The sequence below is a fragment of the Flavobacterium psychraquaticum genome (assembly GCF_034497725.1).
GTDB classification, from domain to species: domain Bacteria; phylum Bacteroidota; class Bacteroidia; order Flavobacteriales; family Flavobacteriaceae; genus Flavobacterium; species Flavobacterium psychraquaticum.
In genome coordinates, this window is record NZ_JAXKVR010000024.1 from 101,586 (window position 1) to 117,339 (window position 15,754).

Annotated in this window: 17 protein-coding genes and 1 pseudogene; 9 read left to right on the forward strand and 9 right to left on the reverse strand. The window is 31.6% G+C overall.

The features are described 5' to 3' along the window. Window positions 1-601: 601 nt before the first annotated feature. Genes T1L09_RS03795 through T1L09_RS03820 form a run of 6 tightly spaced genes read left to right on the forward strand, consistent with a single transcriptional unit; the run spans window position 602 to window position 8,049 of the window. On the forward strand, window positions 602-1,462 hold the full coding sequence (locus T1L09_RS03795) for a DUF3347 domain-containing protein (protein WP_322549617.1): 861 nt from the start codon (window positions 602-604) through the stop codon (window positions 1,460-1,462). 13 nt (window positions 1,463-1,475) lie between these two features. After that, window positions 1,476-1,955, forward strand: coding sequence for a TlpA family protein disulfide reductase (locus T1L09_RS03800; protein WP_322549618.1), 480 nt, complete (start codon window positions 1,476-1,478; stop codon window positions 1,953-1,955). Window positions 1,956-1,960: 5 nt separating this feature from the next. Further along, window positions 1,961-2,458 (forward strand): heavy-metal-associated domain-containing protein, encoded by a 498-nt coding sequence (locus T1L09_RS03805; RefSeq protein WP_322549619.1) that lies wholly within the window; start codon window positions 1,961-1,963, stop codon window positions 2,456-2,458. After that, on the forward strand, window positions 2,458-3,267 hold the full coding sequence (locus T1L09_RS03810) for a hypothetical protein (RefSeq protein ID WP_322549620.1): 810 nt from the start codon (window positions 2,458-2,460) through the stop codon (window positions 3,265-3,267). Before T1L09_RS03805 ends, T1L09_RS03810 begins: the two co-directional genes overlap by 1 nt. Before the next feature lie 41 nt (window positions 3,268-3,308). After that, on the forward strand, window positions 3,309-5,825 hold the full coding sequence (locus T1L09_RS03815; RefSeq protein WP_322549621.1) for a heavy metal translocating P-type ATPase: 2,517 nt from the start codon (window positions 3,309-3,311) through the stop codon (window positions 5,823-5,825). A 4-nt stretch (window positions 5,826-5,829) separates the two neighbouring features. After that, window positions 5,830-8,049, forward strand: coding sequence for a multicopper oxidase family protein (locus T1L09_RS03820; protein ID WP_322549622.1), 2,220 nt, complete (start codon window positions 5,830-5,832; stop codon window positions 8,047-8,049). A gap of 809 nt (window positions 8,050-8,858) precedes the next feature. Here the strand turns inward: T1L09_RS03820 and T1L09_RS03825 are convergent. Beyond that, a complete protein-coding gene (locus T1L09_RS03825) occupies window positions 8,859-9,371 on the reverse strand; it encodes a DUF6705 family protein (RefSeq protein WP_322549623.1) in 513 nt (170 codons plus the stop codon). Between the two features lie 137 nt (window positions 9,372-9,508). Continuing rightward, window positions 9,509-10,030, reverse strand: a complete 522-nt coding sequence (locus T1L09_RS03830) for a hypothetical protein (protein WP_322549624.1) — start codon at window positions 10,028-10,030, stop codon at window positions 9,509-9,511. Between the two features lie 227 nt (window positions 10,031-10,257). On the opposite strand from T1L09_RS03830, the gene T1L09_RS03835 reads away from it, so the two are divergent. Next, complete coding sequence (locus T1L09_RS03835) at window positions 10,258-10,494, forward strand: hypothetical protein (RefSeq protein ID WP_322549625.1); 237 nt, start codon at window positions 10,258-10,260, stop codon at window positions 10,492-10,494. Window positions 10,495-11,152: 658 nt separating this feature from the next. Beyond that, window positions 11,153-11,272, forward strand: a pseudogene (locus tag T1L09_RS13805) (DUF6943 family protein); the annotation flags it as partial. 245 nt (window positions 11,273-11,517) lie between these two features. On the opposite strand, the gene T1L09_RS03840 reads toward T1L09_RS13805, so the two are convergent. Next, entirely contained in the window at window positions 11,518-11,727 is a 210-nt protein-coding gene (locus T1L09_RS03840; protein ID WP_322549626.1) for a hypothetical protein, read from the reverse strand. Window positions 11,728-12,253: 526 nt separating this feature from the next. Between T1L09_RS03840 and T1L09_RS03845 the strand changes: the two genes are divergently transcribed. Then, the gene (locus tag T1L09_RS03845; RefSeq protein WP_322549677.1) at window positions 12,254-13,045 is read left to right on the forward strand and encodes an ABC transporter substrate-binding protein; all 792 of its coding nucleotides are present in this window, start codon (window positions 12,254-12,256) and stop codon (window positions 13,043-13,045) included. A gap of 67 nt (window positions 13,046-13,112) precedes the next feature. Here T1L09_RS03845 and T1L09_RS03850 read toward each other — a convergent pair whose 3' ends face one another. From T1L09_RS03850 to T1L09_RS03875, 6 genes are read right to left on the reverse strand one after another with little or no spacing between them, the layout of a single operon-like run. Beyond that, window positions 13,113-13,775 (reverse strand): hypothetical protein, encoded by a 663-nt coding sequence (locus T1L09_RS03850; protein ID WP_322549627.1) that lies wholly within the window; start codon window positions 13,773-13,775, stop codon window positions 13,113-13,115. A gap of 12 nt (window positions 13,776-13,787) precedes the next feature. Then, a complete protein-coding gene (locus T1L09_RS03855; RefSeq protein WP_322549628.1) occupies window positions 13,788-14,318 on the reverse strand; it encodes a hypothetical protein in 531 nt (176 codons plus the stop codon). Next, the gene (locus T1L09_RS03860; protein ID WP_322549629.1) at window positions 14,302-14,649 is read right to left on the reverse strand and encodes a hypothetical protein; all 348 of its coding nucleotides are present in this window, start codon (window positions 14,647-14,649) and stop codon (window positions 14,302-14,304) included. Before T1L09_RS03860 ends, T1L09_RS03855 begins: the two co-directional genes overlap by 17 nt. A gap of 5 nt (window positions 14,650-14,654) precedes the next feature. Continuing rightward, the gene (locus T1L09_RS03865) at window positions 14,655-15,032 is read right to left on the reverse strand and encodes a hypothetical protein (protein ID WP_322549630.1); all 378 of its coding nucleotides are present in this window, start codon (window positions 15,030-15,032) and stop codon (window positions 14,655-14,657) included. 15 nt (window positions 15,033-15,047) lie between these two features. After that, window positions 15,048-15,317 carry a YtxH domain-containing protein gene (locus T1L09_RS03870; protein WP_322549631.1) on the reverse strand — a complete coding sequence of 90 codons (270 nt, stop codon included), beginning with the start codon at window positions 15,315-15,317 and terminating at the stop codon, window positions 15,048-15,050. Between the two features lie 29 nt (window positions 15,318-15,346). After that, complete coding sequence (locus T1L09_RS03875) at window positions 15,347-15,502, reverse strand: lmo0937 family membrane protein (RefSeq protein ID WP_322549632.1); 156 nt, start codon at window positions 15,500-15,502, stop codon at window positions 15,347-15,349. Between the last annotated feature and the right edge of the window lie 252 nt (window positions 15,503-15,754).

The window sequence follows — 15,754 nt, forward strand, 5'->3', positions numbered from 1 at the left end:
TTATATATTCTAAATTGAATTAATTAACTTTGTAGTGTTATAAAGAAATAAGTGAAAAAATCATACGTCATATTTTTTTTGTTTTTTGGAATATTTTTTATTCCGAACAATACTTTTGCGTGTGGTAGTAGTAAAAAATCTTGCAACAAAGAAGTAAATACTTCTAAAACTAAAACAAAAAGTTGCTGTAATACTACTCAAGATTCTGAAGAATCAGGATGTGAAGGAAGTTGTGGGCACTCAAAATGTACATGTTCGTCAACTTGTACAACGAGTGCTGCATCCATTTTTGTCCATTTTCAATTTGATAATTTTTTCAAATTTTCAACTGTAACAAAAGTTAACTTTTATTACAATGCTCCTTCTATTACAGAAGGTCATTCTTCCATTTGGCTTATTCCAAAAATAGGCTAAAACTACTTTTGACATCCATACTTATGTCAATTTAATAGCAAAATGCTATACTTCTAAAACAATTAATGAATTAAGACTTTTGTATTTGTATGCAAAAGAAATGCTTTTCTAATTGTTTAACAATCAAAAATAATTTTTAAAAATCATTCAAAAAAAGCAAATTTTTTGAATACAATATTCGTATAAAATGAAAAAATCAATTGCAACAAATATGATGGTAATTACGATGTTATTATCATTTATAGTAGGGCATTCACAAATAAAAAATTCAAAAACAACTACTGCTAAAATATATGGAAACTGTGGTATGTGTGAAAAAACAATCGAAAAAGCCGGAAATTTAAAAAAGATCGCTTCGGTAGATTGGAATCAAGACACTAAAATGGCAACATTAACTTATGATTCCAAAAAAACAAATCAAGATGAAATACTAAAACGCATTGCTTTAGCAGGTTATGATAGTGATTCTTTTTTAGCACCGGACGCTGTATATGATGGCCTTCACGGATGTTGTCAATATGATAGAGAAGCAAAAGTTGCCGTGAAATCAGAAATGATAATGGATGGCACTAGTGAGCATAAAAATCACACTATGAATTCAGATGCAGTTCAAACAAACAATCCACTCGCACCCGTTTTTGAGTCTTATTTTGAAGTGAAAGATGCCTTAGTAAAAACTGATGGCGCTACTGCTTCAGCAAAAGCAATAACATTGTTAACTACTATTAATGAGGTTAAAATGGATGCTTTGCCAATCGACGTTCATAACGTTTGGATGAAAGTACTTGCAGATTTAAAGAAAGACTCTGAAAGTATTTCTAAGAATAAAGATGCCAATAAACAAAGAATATTTTTAGATAGATTGTCTAAAAATGTCTATGAACTGTTGAAAGTTTCAAAAACAGCTTCACCAGTTTACTACCAATTTTGCCCTATGGCGAATGATGGAAAAGGTGCAAATTGGTTAAGTAAAGATAGTGAAATCAAAAATCCATATTACGGCTCAATGATGATGAGTTGTGGAAAAACGGTTGAAACTATTAAATAAAAACTTAGAAGCTATGAATATCAGACTAAAAATTGTGTCAATTATGCTATTAATTTTTAGCTTAAACGCAATTGGACAAATCAATGTCGGAGACGCTTTACCTAATATTCCGTTAAAAAACAAAGTAGACGTAACTAATAATTTAAATCAGTTTAAAGGAAAGTATGTACTAATTGATTTTTGGGCTTCTTGGTGTGGACCTTGCCGTTTAGGAAATAGAAAATTGGTAAAACTTCACGCAGAATTAGATCCAACAAAATTTGAAATTGTTGGAATTTCAATAGATAACGATAAATCAAAATGGTTAAAAGCGATTGAAAAAGATAAAATCAATTTCGCACAATTCATTGATCCTAATGGCAATGGTTTTGATGCTGAAGTTGCGCTTTTATTTGGTGTAGAGGAATTACCATCAAAATATCTTTTTGACCCAAATGGAATTTTGATAAAGAAAAATCCGACAGACGAAGAAATACTTAATTTAATACAATAACAAAAATGAAATATCTAAATAAAATCCAAATAGTAGTAACAGTTCTAACAATCTTATCTTCAACAATTGTAAACGCTCAAATTTCAAAAGCCGATATAAGAGCCACTGGCTTAACTTGTTCCATGTGTTCCAATGCAATTAACAAACAATTAAAATCGCTTGAAGCGGTTGCTAATGTTGAAACTGATTTGAATACGAATACTTTTACAGTGACTCTCAAAGAAGGAAATTCTTTGACTCCTTTTACGTTTAAAGAAAGTGTGGAAAAAGCAGGATTTTTTATAGGTTCTTTAATTCTAACTGTTGATTCAAAAACTGTTGCAAAAAGTCCATACATTCTAGTGAAGGAAACGGATAATATTCCAGCTGAAGTTAAAATTCAAGTTTTAGATAAAGGATATGTAGTAGATAAAGAATTTAAAAAATTAGCAAAAACGTATAAAAGCAGTGCAACTTACGCAAGTAATAATGAAGCTGATTTTCATATTAAAGTTTTAAACTAATGCGGAAAGTCTTAGTAATAGTCGTACTATTTCTTTTTAATAAAGGAATTAGTCAAGAATTATTTTTGATGACTGACCCAGCAAGTAATGTTCCAGCAAATTCATTAAGTGTTAATGTATTGCAGTCCCTATCAAAAGAAAAATTTAAAACAGGCAATAACTATCAGATGATGCCTGAAGTGACTTATGGGTTAAATCGAAATTTAATGTTTAGAGCTTCAGCTTTTATAAGTAACCGAGATAACGATGTCGTAACAGAAGGAGCAAGTTTGTATTCGAAATACCGATTTTACTCGTCAGACGATTTAAACAGTCATTTCCGATTGGCTGTTTTCGGACGATATAGTTTCAATAATTCCGAAATTCAGCAAGAAGAAATTGAAATTTTGGGGAATAATTCCGGTTTTGAAACGGGAATTGTAGCTACAACATTAATTAAGAAATTAGCAATTAGTTCAACAATTAGTTTTGAAAAAGCTTTTGATAACAAATCCGATTATGTATTTCCTGATAATTTTGGAGATAATGCAACAAATTATACGTTATCATTTGGCCAATTGATGTATCCAAAAAAATATACAAGTTTCAAGCAAACAAATATTAATTTACTGCTTGAATTTGTAGGACAAACAATTAATGAAAATGGTAGATCCTATATGGATGTAGCTCCTGTTATTCAATTTATTTTTAACAGTCAAGCTCGATTAGATTTGAGTTACCGACACGAATTGATGAGTTCTATGGCGCGTTCGGCTCCAAATGGCGTATATGTAAATTTATATTATACTTTTTTTGATTTGAAGAAATAACGGAATCAAAAACTAATGTATTTACTAAAAACAAAAACAATATGACACATACTTATATGGTTACCGGAATGACTTGCTCTGGTTGTGAGGCCAAGGTAAAAGAAAGTTTGTTAAGTGTAGAAAATATCACTGTAGTCGTTGTTTCAAAAGAGACAAATGAAGCTGTTATTACGATGGATAAACACGTTGAATTAGAAACTTTTCAAAAAGCCTTAGGCGGAAAAGAAAGTACTTACCAAATTTCTCTACCAAATTCCAGTTCAAAAATAGAAAGTAAAGCAAGTTGTTGTGCTGGAAGTAACGAAAAAAAGCAACCTGTTAATAACAAACACGAAGCAGGAACTTATTATTGTCCAATGCATTGCGAGGGCGATAAAGTCTATGACAAATTTGGCGATTGTCCGGTTTGTGGAATGGATTTGGTCAAACAACCCTCTTTAGTTCAAACGGTTCAATATACTTGTCCAATGCATCCTGAAATTATTCAGGATAAACCCGGAAGTTGTCCCATTTGTGGAATGGATTTAGTGCCAATGGAGCCCACCGAATCCGAAGAAGATAAAACCTATCAAAAATTGTGGTATAAAATGAAAATTGCTACTGTTTTTACGTTGCCTATTTTTATCATTGCTATGTCGGATATGATTCCAAATAATCCTTTGTATTCGGTAATGGAATTACAAAAGTGGAATTGGGTGCAATTCATTTTAACCATTCCGGTCGTGTTTTATGCTTGTTGGATGTTTTTCGAACGAGCTTTTAAATCCATAATTTCTTGGAATTTGAATATGTTCACATTAATAGGAATTGGAACAGGAGTTGCTTTTCTGTTTAGTATTTTTGGGATGCTATTTCCAGCCATTTTTCCGCCAGAATTTAAAATCTCAAGTGGAACTGTTCATTTATATTTTGAAGCTGCTGCTGTTGTTTTAACATTAGTTTTACTAGGACAATTGTTAGAAGCTAAAGCACATAGCAGAACAAGTGGTGCAATTAAAGAGTTATTAAAATTAGCTCCTACAGAAGCCACTTTAGTTGTTGATGGAGAAGAAAAAATAATTTCCATTCATAATTTAAAAAAAGGAGATATTGTTCGTGTTAAACCTGGCGAAAAAATTCCTGTAGATGGAACGATCACCGAAGGCAGCAGTACAATAGATGAATCGATGATTACCGGCGAGCCCATTCCAGTCGATAAAAATAAAGATGATGCAGTAAGTTCTGGTACTATAAACGGTACAAAATCATTTTTAATGGTTGCAGAAAAAGTCGGCTCAGAGACCTTGTTAGCTCAAATTGTGCAAATGGTAAGCGATGCAAGTCGTTCGCGAGCGCCAATCCAAAATGTAGTAGATAAAGTAGCTAAATATTTTGTTCCAGTTGTGGTTGTAATTTCTGTTATCACATTTATTATTTGGTGGCAGTTTGGCCCAGAACCTAAATTGGTTTATGGTTTTGTAAATGCAATTGCGGTATTAATTATTGCTTGTCCTTGTGCTTTAGGTTTGGCAACTCCAATGTCGGTTATGGTAGGCGTGGGGAAAGGTGCACAAAATGGCGTTTTAATAAAAAATGCCGAAGCCATTGAAAAAATGGATAAAATTGATGTTTTAATTACTGATAAAACAGGGACAATTACAGAAGGAAAACCTTCGGTTGAAAAAATAGTTGTTCAAGATGGAATTGAATTAGAAGTTTTAGGAAATATAGCATCCATCAATCAGAGTAGTGAACATCCTTTGGCTACTGCGATTGTAAATTTTGCAAAAGCTAAAAATGCGATACTTCAAAAAGTCGAAAACTTTGAATCCATAACTGGAAAAGGAGTTGTCGGATTTATAAATAACGACAAAATTAGTCTTGGAAACCAAAAACTAATGGAACAAGAAGAAGTTGCAGACTTTTCCGAAATTATAAAACGAGTAACAAATGAACAAAAACTTGGAAAAACAGTTTCTTACATCGCCATTAATAAAAAAGTAGTAGGATATCTTACAATTACTGATGCAATTAAATCTTCCAGTTTTGAAGCAATTGAAGAATTAAAACGACAAGGTGTTGAAGTAATTATGGTCACTGGTGATAATGAAAATACGGCTCAAGCAGTAGCTTCAAAATTAAATTTAACCGATTTTAAAGCGAGTTGTTTACCGCAAGATAAATTAGAATACATCAAACAGTTGCAGCAGAAAGGAAAAATTGTAGCTATGGCTGGTGATGGTATAAACGATGCGCCTGCTTTAGCTCAAGCCAATATCGGGATTGCTATGGGAACAGGAACAGATGTTGCCATCGAAAGTGCCAAAATAACATTAGTAAAAGGTGACATACTCGGTATCGTAAAAGCAAAAAATCTGAGTCACGCAGTAATGAAAAATATAAAACAAAATCTGTTTTTCGCTTTCATATATAATACAATTGGTATTCCGGTTGCAGCAGGTGTGTTATTTCCATTTTTAGGTATATTATTATCACCTATGATTGCTGCGTTAGCGATGAGTTTTAGTTCCGTATCCGTTATTGCAAATGCATTGCGACTAAGATCCTTAAAAATTTAAGAAAATGAGAAATAAAATTATATTATTTGTTGGTGTGCTCTTAACCTCAATTACTTATGCTCAAAAAGTGGTGCGTTATGATTTACACGTGCGTGATACTTTAGTAAATTTTTCAGGAAAGGAGAAAAGAGCCATTGCTGTAAACGGACAAATTCCGATGCCGACTTTAACTTTTACGGAAGGTGATATTGCTGAAATACACGTTTATAATCATTTGAAGGAATCTACTTCTTTGCATTGGCACGGGTTATACCTTCCAAATAAAGAAGATGGAGTGCCTCATCTCACACAAATGCCCATAGCACCAGGTGCGGAATTTGTTTATAATTTTCCTATTATTCAATCGGGAACCCATTGGTATCACAGTCATAGCGGTCTGCAAGAACAAATTGGAATGTATGGTTCTTTAATTCTAAAGAAAAAAGCAGATGATCCAATGTTTCGAAAAGGAATTGATGATTTACCGCAAGTTCCAGTTATGTTAAGTGAATGGACGGATTACAAACCCAAAAATGTACATCGGATGTTGCACAATGCTTCCGATTGGTTTGCTATAAAAAAAGGAACGACTCAAAGTTATGCCGAAGCGATAAAAAAAGGTCATTTCAAAACGAAATTAACTAACGAATGGAAACGGATGTTGGCTATGGATGTGAGTGATGTCTATTATGATAAGTTTTTAATCAATGGTCAAAATGAAAGCCAACTTTCGCAATTTAAATCGGGCGATAAAGTGCGATTGCGAATTTCAAACGGTGGAGCTTCTTCCTATTTTTGGTTAAATTATGCTGGCGGGAAAATTACAGTGGTTGCCAATGATGGTAATGATGTAGAACCTATTGCAGTAGACCGATTAATTATAGGAGTTTCAGAAACGTATGATGTTATCGTCACTATTCCGGCTGAAAATACTTCATATGAATTTTTAGTAACTCCTGAAGATCGAACGAATTCAACCTCGGTTTATATCGGAAAAGGAATTAAACAAGTAGCAAGTCCTTTACCAAAATTAAAATATTTTGAAGGGATGAAGATGATGAATGATATGATGAATATGGATGGAACTATGAATGATATGGGTATGGATATGAGTCTCCAAAAAATGGATATGAATACCGTTATGTATCCCGAAATAAGTGGTAGCTCTGAAAAAAAAGCAATGGAAATGGATACCAAAATGGATCATTCAAACCATTCGATGGCTTCTGATATTGTAACTTTAAATTATGGAATGCTAAAATCGCCAACTAAAACAACACTTCCAAAAGAAGCACCAATTAGAGAAATGCGGTTTGAATTAACCGGAAACATGAACCGCTACGTTTGGAGTATGGATAACAAAGTAATGGCTGAAACCGATAAGATTTTAATCAAAAAAGGAGAAATTGTTCGGATTACCTTGTACAATAATTCGATGATGCGTCATCCCATGCATTTGCACGGTCACGATTTTAGAGTACTAAATGGACAAGGAGATTTAGCACCTCTAAAAAATGTTTTGGACATTATGCCAATGGAAAAGGACATAATTGAATTTGAAGCGAATGCGGATGGCGATTGGTTTTTTCATTGTCATATATTATATCACATGATGGCTGGAATGAATCGTGTGTTTAGTTATGAAAATTCGGCACCAAACCCATATTTACCAAATAAAGAACGTGCGTATAAAAAATTGCAAGCAGAAAGCAACGAAGTTCATTTTATGGCAGAAAATGATTTTGCTACAAATGGTAATGACGGACAAGCGATGTTCCAAAATGCAAGATGGAGTTTTGGAACGGAATGGCGTTTAGGTTATAATGATGCGCATGGTTACGAATCTGAAACTCATATTGGAAGATATATAGGTAGAAATCAATGGTTTATGCCATTTATTGGTCTTGATGCTCGTTATAGAAAATTTGGTCACAATGAAGTAGAGAAAAATATTTTCGGACAAAAAAGCACTAAAGATAAACGTATACAAGTGAGTTTGGGGTTTAACTATACTTTACCATTGTTAGTAATTGCACAAGCTGAGGTTTACCAGGATGGAAACGTAAGATTTCAATTAATGCGAGAAGATATTCCAGTTTCAAAACGTTTACGAATGGCTTTTATGGTCAACACAGACAAAGAATATATGGCAGGTTTAAAATATATTGTTGGAAAAAATATGGAAATTACGACCCATTATGATAGTGATATGGGATTAGGTTTTGGATTGAATATTAGTTATTAAGATTTAAATACGATATTGTTGTGAAATAATTTTAAATATCGAAATTATTAAATTCTAGTAAATTGTTAGCCATATAAATAAGTTAATTAAAAGTTTAACATTAATTTTATTAACATTTTTTTTCAATAATTTTGAAAGATATATAGTTACAGCTATGAAATATAAATAAAACAATTCCTTCAATCCATAGCTAAATTAGCGCCTGAAAAGGAAGATGATGAATTTTTTTTATCAAAAAAAAGAAAAGAATTTAGTTGATCCACAAAAAAAAGAAAATAATTTAGTTGATCCACAAAAACAATTTCAAATTGACAATGCTAATTCATTTAAAGCTGATACAAATTTTTTCCGAAAATAATTAAATGGAAATTATAAACCGCAAGTGTAGCTTTACGATTTTAATGGTGTATCCCTTGATGAAAATAAAAAAAAATTAGAGTAGCGGAGAAGTTCCTTTGGTAGCGGCTTTCTGCAATATTGAAATTAAAATTATTGATTGCGCCGCAAATCTATAAGATTATGGAAGCCAGAATATATTTTGGAAAGTTTAAAAACAAACAACAAAAATACAATAACCAAATTGCGATTAGAATAAAAAGTGATGTTTTTTGACAAGAAGAAGAAAATAAAAAAAAATCATTTTACGATAAGTTAATACAAAACGTTTAACGGCTTAATGAAGTAGCGGGTAAAGACAAACAAACTTTAGATTGTGCACCAAACATTGCAAATACAAAAACGACTTTCAGATTTACCCGAAAGCCGCTATTGATTTAAACCGTTGTTGCAAGCGGTTTTTATACACAGTTTTATTGCTTTGTAAGTACAATACTAGTTGGAATATTATAATCTAGCGGTTCGTTATCTAACCTCAAACCAGAAGGACGTACAACTTTCCAGTTTGCCGTCAAAGGACACGTTAAACAGGAAATTGTATTAATGGTGATACTAAAACCTCCCCATTTTGATTTTGAGGGATCTGGATAGGTAAGGTCAATTAGACTTCCGGATATTAAACTAGGATGTCCTTCACGAATATTAGCATAAAACCCTGGTTCCCAAAGAAAACTTCCTAATGGAGCAAGATCAGAAGAATATTCCATAGTTTCTACTCCGTTATTGATGTTTACTTTAAAGTATCTTCCCATTAAAGGAGCTGACTCCACATGACCTGATGTGTTTGGCGTAATGATTACTCTAAAGATAGAATTTCCAGTCTGATATTCCCAAGTGCCTATAAAAGGTTGCGTTTGAGAAAAGGATACTACTGTTGTAAAAAATAGTAGTATTGTTAGCGTATTTTTAAAATTTATGATTCTCATAATGTTTTTATTTTTTAAATTATGGACAATTTTGTCTTGCCGGTGTGTTATTTCCGTTTTTTATAACTGTTTTAAAACTTTCAAAATTATCTGTCGATTCTAAAAGTGTAATTCCTAAATCTGTTTCTGCAATAAAATTAAGGAAATTCTTTCAGAACATTTTCATTATTGGTATCTGCTTCTTTTATTTTTCTAGTAGGTTTATCAAGATTAAAATATTTGTCATTATTTAATTTAAATTTATCTTTAGAAGTATAATATTTATTATAGTCATTAGGATTTACATTTGCCAAACTCTTCTTGATTTTGTAAAAGAAAAAATCTACTAACTTATCTTTAGCATCTATAGTAAACGCATAACGGGTTCCCTTCTTAGTTGGTAAAAAAGCTACAAATTGAGAAACATCATTTTTATTTTTATCTAACAAAACTGCAACTGCAAATAAGTCATCAATTGAAAAAACGGATAAAGTTCCCGGCGGAATATCGGGATGATTGTGTGCTATTGAAATGTGTTTATTAACAGGATTTAATGGGATTCCTACAGATGGATTATTTGCATTTCCTTGGATTTCAGTGGGATTTGCTTCATTTGCAAAAGTAAGAACTGCTTTTTCATGAGATAAAGCTAGATTTGTTGGGCTACCCAAATTTTGCACTTTAGTTTTGAAAGTAGGGTTTGATGCAAGTACAGACTTTGCTTTCTCACAAGAAATTGCTAGGCTTGGGATTTATCAGAATTCTTATTACTGAAATAAAGTTTTGTCTATATTTGTAATTGACTGTGAATGAAGAACGCAACTTCTTGTAGCTGCGAAACGTCAGCAGTAATTACCTCACGAAATCGGAAAATTCAACAACCAAAAACAATTTAATCTAGAAATTTATGAAAACATTAATTATAACTTTACTACTGACAGTTTCTAATTGTTTTGGACAAATTTCAACTGCGAAAAATTCACAAAATAAAATAATACATAAATGGGAATTAAAGCAATTTGAATATGCCGAAAAAAATGGTGGTATTGTTACAGTTACATTTACAAATTATGCTGAAGCTGTATCCTTTGAATTTAAAGACAATCAAACTTTAGAAGTGGTTTATTCAAACGCTAGAAAATAAAATTATTTGTGGAAGTCTAAACGTGATTTAATAGAGATAACAGCGGTCGACACGCAGAATTTTAACGCTTTAATAATTGGCTTATTTGAAATTCATTTTCAAGATAAAATATCTCAACTATTTTTGCAGAGAAAAAATGATCCGCATTATGGAATTATGTTGAAAGCATAAGCAACTATTGGTAACAGCAGTTTGCAAAAATGACAGGTTTAGTGCTTTTTCATCAACTTTCAGGCTTGTTGAAAGTTTATTAATTTTAGTAACTTTAGCGCTGAAAAGCCGCCACTTTCGCAATCTGCAAAACGTTCAAAATATATAAAATCTACAACTTCCTATTTTTTAAGTAGAAAGTAGCTGATTTTTTTTTTGTCAATGCTTTTAATTTTCATAGTACAATTACTGCGATCTGTCAAGTACGGCTGACTACTAATTTAAGCATTCCCAAAAATCAAAACCAATAAAGAGCATCAAATTTCTAATCCGGATAGAAAACATTTGTATTGTTCTTTGGATTTTTCATCCGTCCTACAAAAATTTGATATCCTTTAATAACGCCCATAATTTTCAAGGAGATTCGTAGTTCCGTTTTTACGAATTAAAAATTTCAAACTGTATTTTAGTGCCAAAGCTAAAGTGATGATGGAGAAACCACGAAGCGCACCTGAAACACTTGGCGGCGTTGAAACTTCTGGATGCCAAAGAAAAGCAATTTTATGAGAATTTGAATCTCATTAATGATTTGCGCCGAGCCATTGTGCATGGGTTTAGCAACAAATAAGCGAAATACCCAAAAAAAGTCTGGTCTAAAAATATACTAGGTTTTTACACTCGGAAAAGGTTACCAATTAGAACCAACTTTATTTTTCTTTGGAAGTAAATTGCTTTAATAACAGGGGTACTCCAAAGCTGATAACTGCTTCAATAAAGGCCAAAACAATTGTTTTTAAGACATCAGTTGAGGTTAAATGGGTTACTTAACTTAAGGCTACTTCGCCAGTTCTTTAAGTTTTCAACGATAACACATTATCCACTCCGTCCAACAGACTTAGTTGAACTTGCTTTACATTTTTCATCTGTTGCTGTTTGTTTTAAGTCGAAATCTTCAACGGTAATTTGCCTTACTGCGGATAAAATAGCACTGCCAACAGCTGCATAACCAACAACTGCAACAACGACAGCAGGCAAAGCGTATGGAGCAGCCACAATGCTTACACTTACTGATAAAAAAGCCAATAATATAATTCAAATGTCCTAAAATATCTCACAAAAAGAATTCCAAGCGATATTAATGACAATTTCTAAGTAAGTAATTTTAAACTAACTCAAAGCCAATTTAAAGTCAAATCAAAAGAAAGGATAAAGTATATGAGTCAAATAACTAAAAGAGTTTGTGTCTATCCGTAAGAAATTTAACGCATTACTAGTAAAAGTTATCGGTACAGCAAAAGAATAATAAATTAGATAAGAAAAACGTTTAGAAAGTCTAGCAATAGCTTTGTAAGCATAGCAGAGGTTTGTTCCTATACGAGTTTAATTATGGAGCATGTTGTTAAAGTTTTTCGAGACTAATGTTTATTTATTGCACAAGTTTGTAGCGTTTCTATTCTCTTTTTTGTACATTTACATTGGAATAAAAAGACGCTAAAACTGAATAAAACTAATGGCACAGAGTTCGGGGTACTATTAAAAAAGTAGTATGAAAAAGATAGGTAACATAGGGGTTTTAGAGCAGATTTAGAGCGAAATCTTCTCCACAATGTTGTTAAAAATGATAGATCAAATAGGAACCAAGCATAAGTTTACAACGTTACCCAAACGAATCGTTTCTTTGGTTCCTTCCCAAACCGAATTATTATATCATTTGGGTTTGGATGATTATCTTGTAGGAATTACCAAATTCTGCATTCATCCGGTTCATCTTAGAACTAGCAAAGCAATTGTTGGTGGTACAAAAAATATAAAATTTGACGTAATTCTAGCTTTGAATCCAGATTTAATTATTTGTAACAAAGAGGAAAATACAAAGGAAATTGTGGAACAATTAAGTGCTATTTGTCCAGTTTGGGTCACCGATATTCTTACTGTCGAAGATAATTTAAAGATGATATATGATTTTGGCGAATTATTCAATAGACGGTCTGAAGCTCAACAATGGATTTTAAAAATTGAAAATGCTCAGCAAGATTTTGAGGCTTTTATTATAGGTAAAGCGATAAAAAAAGTTGCGTATTTTATTTGGGCTAATCCCTATATGGTTGCTGGAAATGGCACCTTCATCAACGAGCTTCTAAAATTAAATCATTTTCATAACATCTACGAATGTAAAGAAGGACGTTATCCTGCAGTAGATCTGGAAAAAATTATTGCAGAAGGCAATCCTGATTTTGTGCTTTTATCTTCCGAACCCTTTCCATTTAATGAAGAACACGGATCTGAAATAAAGAGATTTACGTTGCAATCAAAAATAATTTTTGTAGATGGCGAAATGTTCTCGTGGTATGGCAGTCGATTGGTAAAAGCTTTTGCATATTTTAAGTTATTGCACCAATAAATAATTGTCAACATTCCTAAGAATATTGACAATTATAAAATTAACTAACTAACTAACTAACTAAATTTTATTTTTTTGCTTCAGCATTTTCCTCTGATTTTGCACCAGTTCTATTGATAGTATATGTTGGCGCAAATTTAACTTTTAAACTTGCGATTTTCATATTATCTGCACTAGACAAACCTTCGTTTTCCACTGTGTTTTTTCTGCTATCTAAAGCTTCATACATCATTTTGATTTCATCCCAATCTTCACGAGAATAACTATCTTTATTATCAATAGCAGTCGTTATAAACGTATCATAAACAGACAATATATTATCTTTATTTACCCAAGCAAAGCTCATATCATCGCCAATTTCTTGACCTTTGAAAAATTTGTTTCTAAAAACCATTTTGTTATTTGCAGCGGCTAAACCTTCAGCATCAATTAGGAATTTCGCTTTGAATTCAGCATACTTAGCATCTGCCTTATCTAATTTATCTTTCATTTCGCCTTTGTCTCCTACTGTCTCTACATAGCTTTGCGCTTGTAATTTTTTTTCTGTATAAGTTTGCTCAACATTTTCCCAATTTTCATTTAAATTCTCAGTTGAAACAACTGTTACTGAATCTACATAATTTGAAAATGCGTCTACGTTTTTCTGAGCTTCTTCTTTTTTGCTATTGTCGCAAGCTACTAATGAAGCAGCTGCTACTAATACTAAAGTCAAGTTTTTTAAAGTTTTCATAATTTTATAGTTTTATAGTTTAAATCCGTATGCTACTCTTAAAGATAATAATCCAAGGCCTTCATCGACTGTTCCATTGTCAATCACAGGAAAGTCACTAAAATGTTCATATCTTAAACTGATATCAATTTTGTCTGTTGCGTATCCAATACCTGGCGATAATAAAAGTGAAGTTTTGTCGTATCCATTAGTTACTGCAAATGCTGCACCAGCTTCTCCTAATAAATATAATTGATCTTTTAAAATAAATGCTTTGAAACCTGCTTTTACAGGAATATATCCTAAGTCATTATCGTCTCCAGAAACAAACAAGTTACTAAAACCCGTTGTTAATGTAAGTGAATATCTTTGCGATAAATCATATTGTAAACGAGCATCAGCTCCTAAATTGAAATCATACGGATCTTGAAATGGATAACCTGCGTTTACACCAATTCCTAATCTAAATCCTTGGTCATAATTTGTTGCACTTGTTTCTTGTGCAAACCCAGTTGATGCGCTAATAAATAATAAGAGAGTTACTACTTTAAATACTGTTTTCATGTTTTTTTGTGTTAAATTTATTAATGACTGTTGAAATGCCAAATTGTAATACATTGCCTAATACGTTTTTAATGATATTATTAGAATGGCCAACGACAATTTTTTTAGAGAGATAACCTCCTAAAAAACTAGTTGCAAATTCCAAAACGTTTAATTTTTTTTCAGGACTGTTATAAAATGATGAGATAGACTGCTTGACGATATTGACAGGCTTTATACTTTGAAGTACCACTTCATATTGATTTTTTAATTCAACTAATTCAGCGTCTCTTTTGTTAGTAAGTTCTGCAATCTTTTGATCTAGTAAAACATTTGAATTAAACTTTTTCATAGCAATTAATTTAAATTTGTTACTGTTTCATTCTCTGCTCGTTCTTCTAACAATTTACCAACAATTAAATCATCAATGGGTTTTTTGATCCAATTATTTCTGAAAATATAAACTACAATACTTGCAATTAAATAAAATCCTGAAACGATTAAAAATCCGGCTGCCATATCATTAATTTGATTGCCAATGTATAAAGCAATTCCAATATTTAAAAACAGGGAAAACATTGCAATTATCAAAGCAACAGATATTACTACAGCTAATGATGAAATAATTTGCGAAGTCTTGTCTATAGCTCTAAGTTTTACTAATTCAAAAGATGTTTTAGTGTAACTCTCGGCCTTTAAGTATAGTCTTTCAATATTTGTAGCGATGTTTTCCATGATCTTAAAGATTAATTATCCGTTCATTTTTTTATTGATTTTTTCCAAATTTTCAGATCCATCTTCTATTAAGTGGGATGCTCTAGATGCTAAATCTTTATATTTATCTTCAACATTAGAAACAAAATCATTGAAACTATCAGTTAAATTATCTTTTAAATCATTACTCTTTTGTGCAATTTTTTTTCTTGTGTTCACTCCTTTATCAGGTGCAAATAAAACTCCTAACACAGCTCCAGCGGCTAAACCACCTAACATTCCTAATAATACATTACTTGATTTCATAATTTCTATTTTTAATTAATTTCTATTTTTTAAACTGTTTTGTTTCCTCCAATTACTCTTAACAAAATTGCAATTACCGCAATTACTAATAATATGTGTATGATACTTCCAATGCTATAGACAAAAAATCCTAAAGCCCAAAGTATAACTAATACTACTGCGACTGTGTATAATAAATTTCCCATGTTTTCTAATTTTTAAGGGTTAGTATTTCTTCTTTATTTTGATATTACAAAGTTCAATAAAAGAGGTAATTTACATGTTATATGATTTTTTGATGTTGTTATATAATTTCAATTTTATAACATTTTACTTGTTTTCTTTTGAACAATACAAAGTTGAGCATAATTGGTAGTAAAAATTTTATATCATTTTTGGCAATTGTTATAGAATTCATATACAAAAAAAAACATCCGTATAAATAGGGATGTTTTGTA

Bases quoted from the DNA above. Each gene is read 5' to 3' on its own strand.
- T1L09_RS03855 (WP_322549628.1), bottom strand. From the start codon at position 14,318: ATGAAAACAGTATTTAAAGTAGTAACTCTCTTATTATTTATTAGCGCA.
- T1L09_RS03860 (WP_322549629.1), bottom strand. From the start codon at position 14,649: ATGAAAAAGTTTAATTCAAATGTTTTACTAGATCAAAAGATTGCAGAA.
- T1L09_RS03805 (WP_322549619.1), top strand. From the start codon at position 1,961: ATGAAATATCTAAATAAAATCCAAATAGTAGTAACAGTTCTAACAATC.
- T1L09_RS03810 (WP_322549620.1), top strand. From the start codon at position 2,458: ATGCGGAAAGTCTTAGTAATAGTCGTACTATTTCTTTTTAATAAAGGA.
- T1L09_RS03825 (WP_322549623.1), bottom strand. From the start codon at position 9,371: ATGAGAATCATAAATTTTAAAAATACGCTAACAATACTACTATTTTTT.
- T1L09_RS03795 (WP_322549617.1), top strand. From the start codon at position 602: ATGAAAAAATCAATTGCAACAAATATGATGGTAATTACGATGTTATTA.
- T1L09_RS03875 (WP_322549632.1), bottom strand. From the start codon at position 15,502: ATGGGAAATTTATTATACACAGTCGCAGTAGTATTAGTTATACTTTGG.
- T1L09_RS03865 (WP_322549630.1), bottom strand. From the start codon at position 15,032: ATGGAAAACATCGCTACAAATATTGAAAGACTATACTTAAAGGCCGAG.
- T1L09_RS03835 (WP_322549625.1), top strand. From the start codon at position 10,258: ATGAAAACATTAATTATAACTTTACTACTGACAGTTTCTAATTGTTTT.
- T1L09_RS03820 (WP_322549622.1), top strand. From the start codon at position 5,830: ATGAGAAATAAAATTATATTATTTGTTGGTGTGCTCTTAACCTCAATT.
- T1L09_RS03800 (WP_322549618.1), top strand. From the start codon at position 1,476: ATGAATATCAGACTAAAAATTGTGTCAATTATGCTATTAATTTTTAGC.
- T1L09_RS03850 (WP_322549627.1), bottom strand. From the start codon at position 13,775: ATGAAAACTTTAAAAAACTTGACTTTAGTATTAGTAGCAGCTGCTTCA.
- T1L09_RS03870 (WP_322549631.1), bottom strand. From the start codon at position 15,317: ATGAAATCAAGTAATGTATTATTAGGAATGTTAGGTGGTTTAGCCGCT.
- T1L09_RS03815 (WP_322549621.1), top strand. From the start codon at position 3,309: ATGACACATACTTATATGGTTACCGGAATGACTTGCTCTGGTTGTGAG.